The organism is Sinorhizobium sp. FG01 (genome assembly GCF_002531875.1).
Lineage (GTDB): Bacteria > Pseudomonadota > Alphaproteobacteria > Rhizobiales > Rhizobiaceae > Sinorhizobium > Sinorhizobium fredii_C.
The window spans coordinates 1-7675 of the sequence record NZ_NWTB01000046.1 but is presented as its reverse complement, the minus strand read 5'-3'; the positions used below and the strand labels follow the sequence as shown (position 1 = coordinate 7675).

The 7675-nt window shown below is 62.7% G+C and carries 7 protein-coding genes; 5 read left to right on the top strand and 2 right to left on the bottom strand.

The genetic code is table 11. The features are described from left to right. Positions 1–191: 191 nt before the first annotated feature. The 4 genes from gfa to CO656_RS29210 all read left to right on the top strand — a co-directional run bounded on the left by gfa (position 192) and on the right by CO656_RS29210 (position 2513). On the top strand, positions 192–767 hold the full coding sequence (gene gfa, locus CO656_RS29225; protein ID WP_097528109.1) for an S-(hydroxymethyl)glutathione synthase: 576 nt from the start codon (positions 192–194) through the stop codon (positions 765–767). Positions 768–1003: 236 nt separating this feature from the next. Further along, positions 1004–1393: a hypothetical protein gene (locus CO656_RS29220; RefSeq protein WP_097528108.1), complete on the top strand. Its 390-nt coding sequence runs from the start codon at positions 1004–1006 to the stop codon at positions 1391–1393. Positions 1394–1836: 443 nt separating this feature from the next. Continuing rightward, positions 1837–2157, top strand: coding sequence for a hypothetical protein (locus CO656_RS29215; protein ID WP_083854376.1), 321 nt, complete (start codon positions 1837–1839; stop codon positions 2155–2157). A gap of 11 nt (positions 2158–2168) precedes the next feature. Beyond that, on the top strand, positions 2169–2513 hold the full coding sequence (locus CO656_RS29210; RefSeq protein ID WP_037427505.1) for a hypothetical protein: 345 nt from the start codon (positions 2169–2171) through the stop codon (positions 2511–2513). 377 nt (positions 2514–2890) lie between these two features. Here the strand turns inward: CO656_RS29210 and CO656_RS29205 are convergent, their stop codons facing one another. After that, positions 2891–3526, bottom strand: coding sequence for a response regulator transcription factor (locus CO656_RS29205; protein ID WP_037427507.1), 636 nt, complete (start codon positions 3524–3526; stop codon positions 2891–2893). Positions 3527–3946: 420 nt separating this feature from the next. Here CO656_RS29205 and CO656_RS29200 point away from each other — a divergent pair, with 420 nt between their 5' ends. After that, positions 3947–4327 (top strand): response regulator, encoded by a 381-nt coding sequence (locus CO656_RS29200; protein ID WP_097528110.1) that lies wholly within the window; start codon positions 3947–3949, stop codon positions 4325–4327. Between the two features lie 35 nt (positions 4328–4362). On the opposite strand, the gene CO656_RS29195 is transcribed toward CO656_RS29200, so the two are convergent. Continuing rightward, positions 4363–7383 (bottom strand): PAS domain S-box protein, encoded by a 3021-nt coding sequence (locus tag CO656_RS29195; protein ID WP_234819736.1) that lies wholly within the window; start codon positions 7381–7383, stop codon positions 4363–4365. Between the last annotated feature and the right edge of the window lie 292 nt (positions 7384–7675).

Here is a 7675-nt window from a genome sequence, read left to right as displayed (position 1 = left end):
ATCGAGATCGACCCGATGATCACCCACACCATGCCGCTCGACGAGATCAACAGGGGCTTCGAGCTGATGCATTCGGGCAAGAGCATCCGGAGCGTGGTGATCTATTGAGCGTATCTGCGGGTCGCTGGGACCAACCGAAGCGCCACAGCACCCGAGAGGATTGGGCTTCGGCACAACAGGGAGGACACGCAATGGACAGTTCTATTCGAATTCATCCGGCGGTGGATGGCGGCATCAGGGCGGCCAGCCCGAATTTTACCGGAGGCACGCTTGTCTGCGACTGCACGGACAGGCCGGTCAAGGTGCGGATCGAGGGACAGATCGCCCACAACCACGCCTGCGGCTGCACTAAATGCTGGAAGCCTGGCGGCGCTTATTTCTCCATTGTCGCGGTTGTTCCGCATGACAAGGTGACGGTGCTCGAAAATGGCGACAAGCTGCAGGTGGTCGATCCCTCGGCGCTGATCCAGCGGCACGCCTGCCGCGAGTGCGGCGTTCATATGTATGGGCCGGTGGAGCGCGAGCATGCCTTCCAGGGGCTGGACTTCATTCATCCCGAGCGCTTCCAGGAGGCGGGCTGGGCCCCGCCCGGCTTTGCGGCCTTCGTGTCCTCCATCATCGAAGCGGGTGTCGACCCCAGTCGCATGGATGGCATTCGGGGCCGCCTGCGAGAGCTTGGACTGGAGCCCTATGATTGCCTGTCGCCAGCCCTGATGGACTATGTGGCCACCTGGGTCGCGAAAAAGTCGGGCGCACTTTCCAGCTGATCGGCACAGGCCGAGTCGAGGCCGCCTTACAGCGCGCTGAGCAAAGCGCGCTGTAAGCGCGTTTGCACGGGCTTCGAGTCGCGCATGATAAGCCCGCAAAATCCGTGAGAATTTAAGCACGCGTTGAATTTAAAGGCAGTCGGCTATCCACAAGGAACTCTTCGCGCAGAGCTTTGTTTGGCCCCCAGAGGATAACGGACGCAGTGCGTCCCCAACAGCGAGGCGAAGAGAGCAAAATGTCGATACGTCTTGTAGCGGCTACCGCCGTCACCCTTCTTCTGGCTGCGCCGGCATTCGCGGACTGCCGCCAGGAACTCGAGAAGCTCGACCAGGCTATCGTTTCCGCCGAAACGGGCGGTTCCGGCGGGGCGGTTACGCAGCACCAGGAAAAGGTTACCGCCGGCGAACAGAAGAAGGGCGTCGGAACGGAAATAACCGGATCGACCGGTACCCAGACCGAAGCGATATCGCCCCATCAGGAGCAGGTAACCGGAACCCGTACCGGTGAAAGCGCCGACAAGCCAAGTACCTTGGCGGCCGAGGCCCGCAAGATGGCGGACGCCGGCGACGAGGCGGGCTGTATGAAGAAGCTGACGGAAATCAAAGGCCTGATCGGCGAAAAGTGAAGGCTCGCAGGCAATGGCACGCTGACGGTTTTCCGGCCAGTGCTACTGCATGTCTCCATAAGTCGACCTCGATTTAAGGAGAAAGACACTAAGGAACCGCTCCCAACGGCGTTTTCCGAAGGGCATAGCGCGTCACCTCGGTCCCATTCCGCGTGCCTCCTTTGGAAGGAGCCTTCCAGCGCGCCTTGTTCTTGGTCATCTCCATACCGCCTCCCGAAACCGGGGCATATTGTGGGCGACGCGCATTAGACCGCCGTATAGGGAACCCCCTCCTCGTTGATATCCGATCCGTACTCCCGATCAATAGTTCGGTCGGGAGCCCTGCTGCTATGCTCAGCTACATACTCCCGCGGAGAGCCGTTTCCGCCGGGCGCCATGATCAAAAAGCGGCGCTGGGGAGCGCCAGAGGCGCTGCAACGGCGGCTCAAATTGAGGTGTGGAATATGAGCAAGCCAGCAGCGGTCCTCCTTGCCGTCGCGACAGCCGTTCCGGCAGCTGCGCATGATGCGACGCCGACGGCGGCGCAGCCGAACGGATGGACCTATCCGTTCTCATGCTGCAGCGGAATGGACTGCCGCGAAATCCGGGATCAGGCGGTTCTCGAAGGGCCGCGAGGGTATGTCATCAAGCTAACGGGCGAGCTCATCATGCCGCGGGACACTCGCATCAAGAACAGCCCGGACGGGCAGTTTCACCACTGCACCGTGGCCGGCGAGCCCACGGGGCGCACCATCTGCCTCTTCGTTCCTCCGCGTTCCTTCTAGGGATTGTAACCATGACACAGGAACCCAACAGCATCGAAATCGATCTGCTCCCATTGCAGCTGTTCTCCCAGCGCGTATCGGAAGGATGGACCGCCCTGCCGGGCCATCCGCTCTACATGCCGCCCGACTATGCGCCACGGCCGAATCCGCACTCGGAAGCGCATTTGATGACATTTTGCGTTACGCCGCGGGAGCCGGCCGCGCATCAGGGGGGCCGAGCTCTGCGCGCCCCGACATCCGCCTTCACACTTTACGTCACCGGAACCCGCTTCGGCCTTTCCTGGTACTCGCTGGAGCTTGTTCGCCTGGTTGAGGAAGAACTCAGCCCTCCTGTGCAGACCTTGACCATACATTAGGGTCAAGGCGCCCATCGGGCCTTACGCCATCTTTTACCTGGCCGCGACCGGCTCAAAGCTGACGATCGCGGCGCCCTTCTCCCACCACCTCAGAAGAGATTGATCCGCTCATGTGGTCCCCGCGGCCATCCGGGTGCTCGTTCCCGCACGACTTCCGGGCGCCGGGCTATGACCCGCAGATCGATGCCGACAAAAAAAGCCCCTCCGGGACGGGGAGGGGCACAAAGCGGGCCGATCTGAAAGCAAATGGCCCGACGGGAAGAAGTAGCCCTGAGGATAACAGCAAGGGTCCGCGACGGCTATTGGCCAGGAGGAAAGATCGGGCACCGGCGCGGAGGGGATGACCTATACGTGAGGCCATCATGTCTTATACGAACTTATGAGCCTTGCGGATTTCCGGGCGCGAGCTTCAGCTTGTCCGCCATGCGGGCGAGCTCCGGCAAGGACTTCGCCCGCATCTTCTGCATCACCTGGCTGCGATGGACCTTCACCGTGATCTCGCTGACGCCCAGATCGCCGGCGATCTGCTTGTTGAGCCGTCCCGCCACCACCAAAGCCATCACCTCGCGCTCCCGGGGCGTCAGGCTCTCGTAACTTGCATGCAAGGTGGACAAGGCCTTTTCATTCTCAAGCCAGGCACGGTCGCGGGCGAGGCCGAGATGAACGGCGTCGAGAAGATCCTGATCGCGGAACGGCTTCGTCAGGAACTCGATTGCCCCTCCCTTCATCGCCTGCACGGACATTGGAATGTCGCCATGCCCGGTAATGAAGACGATCGGGAGCTGAATGTCTCGCCGCGACAGCTCCCGCTGACATTCAAGTCCGCTTTGCCCGGGCAGGCGGACATCGAGCACGAGGCAGCTCGGCCCGGCTGGTCGACCTGAATTGAGGAGGTCGCTCACCGAGGCGAGGAGTTGCACTTCAAACCCGACGGACCGCAGCAGGCTGCCGAGCGCCTCGCGAATTGCCGGATCGTCATCGATGACGATGACGGTTGCAGGCGCCTCGGTCATGTCGTCGCTCCCCAACAGGGAGCCCGCTCTTGTTGAAGCGATCTGTCGGCGCCCGCCGCTGCGGCCTCGCGCGGAGGCGAAGCGGCAGAGCGCGGGTGACGCGATGTCAACACTCCCCTCTCCTCAGCCATTTCCGAAACGAACTCGTCTCGTAGCTCAGCATGCGCCCGAATTATCTCGGTCACAAGGTCATTTACATGGCGACGGGGCTGGTGGGGCGTCGCGTTCGGGCCGCTGCCGAGCGGCATCGTCGGCACCCGCGAGCCGAAAAATTCACGCTCGTCGCGCGGACCCTTCCGATGAAGCTATACCATTGTATAGGGTGCTCTGCCTTTGTCGCCCCCGCTTGCTGCTGTAAGTTACGACCTGCTCCGTAACGCTCGATTTCAGCAAGACGCCATCGCGTATTTGGAGGCGGCAGTGCCAACCAAGAAGCCTCTCATTGCGATCGTCGATGACGACCAGTCGATGCGCGAGGCGACCACGGGCCTCATGAGATCGCTGGGGTTCGACGCGGAGGCCTTTTCATCCGCCGACGATTTCCTTGCCTTCCCCCGTCTTCGCGACACGGACTGCCTGGTTACGGACATCCACATGCCAGGCATGAGCGGGCTCGAGCTGCACCGCCGGCTCGTCGACTTGGGCGTGAGCATGCCGACCGTCCTGATCACTGCCTATCCGAACGAGAATCTGCGGGCGCGCGGGCTGAGCCCGGACATTGTCGGCTATCTGGAAAAGCCGTTTGGCGAGCAGGAACTGCTGACCTGCATCCGCTCAGGCCTGGAGCGGCATCCCAGGTGATTGAAGTCCGAACCGCTGCCGCTACAGCGATCCTTCTACGTCCCCGCAGCAGAAACGCTGTCGTCCGGATACGTGGGCAGGCAGAATTGAAAAACGGCTCCCCAGGGTTCCTTAGCTTCGGCCCATAGCCGGCCCCCATGCGCCTCGATGATCGAACGGCAGATTGCCAGTCCCATGCCCAGACCCTCGGCCTTCGTCGTAAAAAACGCCTCGAACACGCGCTCCGTATCCTTCGGTTCCAGTCCGACGCCGGTGTCCTGCACCGCCACCAACGCCATCCCGGATGCTTCGGATTTGGAGGTGATGAGCAACTCTCGTGGCCGGTCCGCGACTTTCTTCATAGACTCGATGCCGTTCATCACCAGGTTCAGAATTACCTGCTGCAGTTGGACCCGGTCGCCTGCGACAGGCGGCAGGTCCTCAGCCAGTTCGGTTCGCAGCGTCACGCGGTGGCCGCGGACCTCGCCGTGAACGAGTGCTATCGAATCTTCGATGAGACCGTTCAGATCCACCTGTGCCGTGACCGTCGCCGTCTTCTTCAGGAGGCCCCGCACCCGGCCGATCACCTCGCCGGCGCGGTGGCCGTCCCGCACGATGCGCCCGAGCGTCTGCCGCGCTTCCTCGAGGTTGGGGGGCTGGCTTGCAAGCCAGCGCAGGGCGGCGTTGGCATTGGTGACCACGGCGGCCAGCGGCTGGTTGACCTCGTGAGCGATCGAGGATGTCAGGGCGCCCATCGTCGTTACGCGGGTGACATGGGCAAGCTCCGCCTGCGCCTGCTGCAGCGCTTCCTCGGCTCGCTTTCGGTCTTCGATGTCGACGAGGAAACCGTACCATTTGACAATGTTTCCGTGCTCGTCCCTGAGCGGCACGGCACTTTCGAACCACCAGCGATACTCGCCGTCCGAGGCTCGGCGGATCCGCACCTCGGCCTCGAAGGGTCGCCCCGTTACCAGGGACGCACGCCATCTGGACATGTAGTGCTCGAGGTCGTCCGGGTGGAACCGGGCTTCGGGCTCCCAGTCTGCCGGCGGAACCCCGTCGAGAGACAAGCCGGTGAACTCCTGCCACCGCCGATTGATGAAATCGATGCGGCCATCGGGCAAGGCGGTCCACACCATTGCCGGAACTGTCTCAATCACCTCGCGAAGTTCCTCTTCGCTGCGCCGGGCGGCCTCTTCGGCGCGCTTGCGCTCGGTAACGTCTTCGCAGACGATCAGGATGACGGGCCGCTTCCTGATCACCATCGATCGGGCCGTCTCGCGAACCCAGAGCATCGAGCCGTCCTTGCGGATCTTACGCAGCTCCCAGCTCATCGCCTGGCCGAGATGTTCGAGGCAGGCGGCCGCATGCCGCATCACGGCGTCCCGGTCCGCCTCGTAAAAGACGTCCTGCACGGGACGGCCGATCAATTCGTCGACCGTGTAACCGAGCTGCTCCGCCCCAAAGGGGTTCACGGACACAATTGTGCCGGTCGCGTCCACCATGAAATACATCGTCGGATTGTTCTCGAATACGGCTCTCCACTGTTCCTCGCTGTCGCGCAGCGCCTCTTCCGCCCGCTTGCGTTCCGTGATGTCCTGGATCGTGCCGAACATGCTGAGCGCCCGGCCCGACATGTCCCTGGTCAGATCGCCTTGGCTGTGAACGATACGCTGCTCGCCGGTGGGCCGGATGATGCGGTACTCCAGGTCGTAACGCGACTCGCCGCGCACGGCTTCGGTGGCGGCCTTGCTCCAGCTCGACCGGTCCTCCGGATGTATCCGATCGACCGCTTCGGCGAGACTGACCGCGCCAGCGCGCGGCGCCAGCCCGAAGATGCGGTAGGTCTCCTCGGACCAGGTGAGACAATCCGTGCCGAGATCGCGTTCCCAATAGCCGACATGGGCAACGCGCTGCGCTTCTGCGAAATTGGCCTCACTTCGACGCAGCCCCTCCAGCGTCTCCTTGAGACGGGAGGTCATGAGGGTGAAGGCTTCGGTAAGCAGCCCGACTTCATCGTTTCGGCGAACCTTGGGAACGTCTCGCCATTCCCCGCTTGCTATCGCATGCGCCGCCTGCGTCAGCGCCGTCAGCGGCCGCAAGGTGCGTCCGACCACCGCAAGTCCGAGAACCACGAAGCTGGCGATGATGGCGGCGCCGACGCCGATGGAGAGAATGGCCGCGCGGAACACAGGCGTCAGGAAATCCGAAGCCGGCACGGCCGAGACGATCGTCCAGTTCAGCGCAGCGGGTTCGACCCCGTCGACCGCCGCATAGATCGTGCCGTGCTCAGGATCGCTGAAGGAAAACACGCTCGGCTCAGCCGAAGACGACCCGGCGACGGCTGGATATCGGCCAAGGTAGCCGGCGGTCGCGTGGATAATGGGATCGGTGGCCGCGGATGCCTGCAGACGCACATGCCCGCCATCAGCACCGATGGTGACGGGCGACACGCCTCCCGAAGCTCCTATCAAATGTCCGCTGGCGTCAACGATGAAGGCACGGCCATTGTCGCCGACATCGAGCGTCTGTAGGGACCTGGAAAGTTGCGTGAGGATGAGGTCGATCCCGCCCACCCCAACGAAGTTGCCGTCCTTGTCGACGACCGGAGTGGAAAGGGACGTCCCCAGAATCGGCTCGACCAGACCGAGATAGGGCTCCGTCCAATATCGCGCGCCCGTTTTCTTTGCCTCAACGTACCAGGTCCTTCCGCGTGCATCGAACGGGGCTTCCGACTTGCGCAAACGGCCGATCCTGCCGCCTTCCAATGCTTCGAACTCGCGCACGACGCCGGCACGAAAATCATCGGTCATCAGAAACACGACGTTCGAATCCGCCAGTCGTCCGACAGAAACGAGCCCGCCGGCCTCGTTGCCGAAAAACATCCAGTCGACATCGGGCTCCTCGGCCAACAAAGCATAAAGCTCCCGTGCGACCGCCTCGCGATCACGGAGCGCGACGTCGCGGCGGAGAAGATCATTGGCGAGGCGCGATACCGCCTTCTCGGCGGCGCGAACCCGATGGCCGACGTCGCGATTGACGGCTTGAGTCACCTCCCGGATCAGGCGCTCCGACATGATCGAGACGATAAAATTCCCCGTCCAAATCCATAAGCCGGCCAACACGAGACATAGAACGAGAACGACGCCTGCGACGGGGAGGATTAAGCGGTGCCGTAACATGATCCCCGAGTTCCCCCGGATTAATATTCTCCGTTGCTTATATTGCGCCCGTGGATGCGCTCCGGCAATGCACAGCCCCTCGATCCGGACAAGGGAGGCGGAGGACAGGTTCGGCGGGGCTTGTGCCGGCTTCAGCGGGGGTTGCGCGGGGAGGCGAACGCAAAAAGGCCCGCGCTTGGCGGGCCGT

Excerpts from the sequence above, each read along its gene's own strand:
- CO656_RS29205 (WP_037427507.1), bottom strand. The coding sequence starts at position 3,526 with ATGACCGAGGCGCCTGCAACCGTCATCGTCATCGATGACGATCCGGCA.
- CO656_RS29215 (WP_083854376.1), top strand. The coding sequence starts at position 1,837 with ATGAGCAAGCCAGCAGCGGTCCTCCTTGCCGTCGCGACAGCCGTTCCG.
- CO656_RS29195 (WP_234819736.1), bottom strand. The coding sequence starts at position 7,383 with ATGTCGGAGCGCCTGATCCGGGAGGTGACTCAAGCCGTCAATCGCGAC.
- CO656_RS29220 (WP_097528108.1), top strand. The coding sequence starts at position 1,004 with ATGTCGATACGTCTTGTAGCGGCTACCGCCGTCACCCTTCTTCTGGCT.
- gfa (WP_097528109.1), top strand. The coding sequence starts at position 192 with ATGGACAGTTCTATTCGAATTCATCCGGCGGTGGATGGCGGCATCAGG.
- CO656_RS29210 (WP_037427505.1), top strand. The coding sequence starts at position 2,169 with ATGACACAGGAACCCAACAGCATCGAAATCGATCTGCTCCCATTGCAG.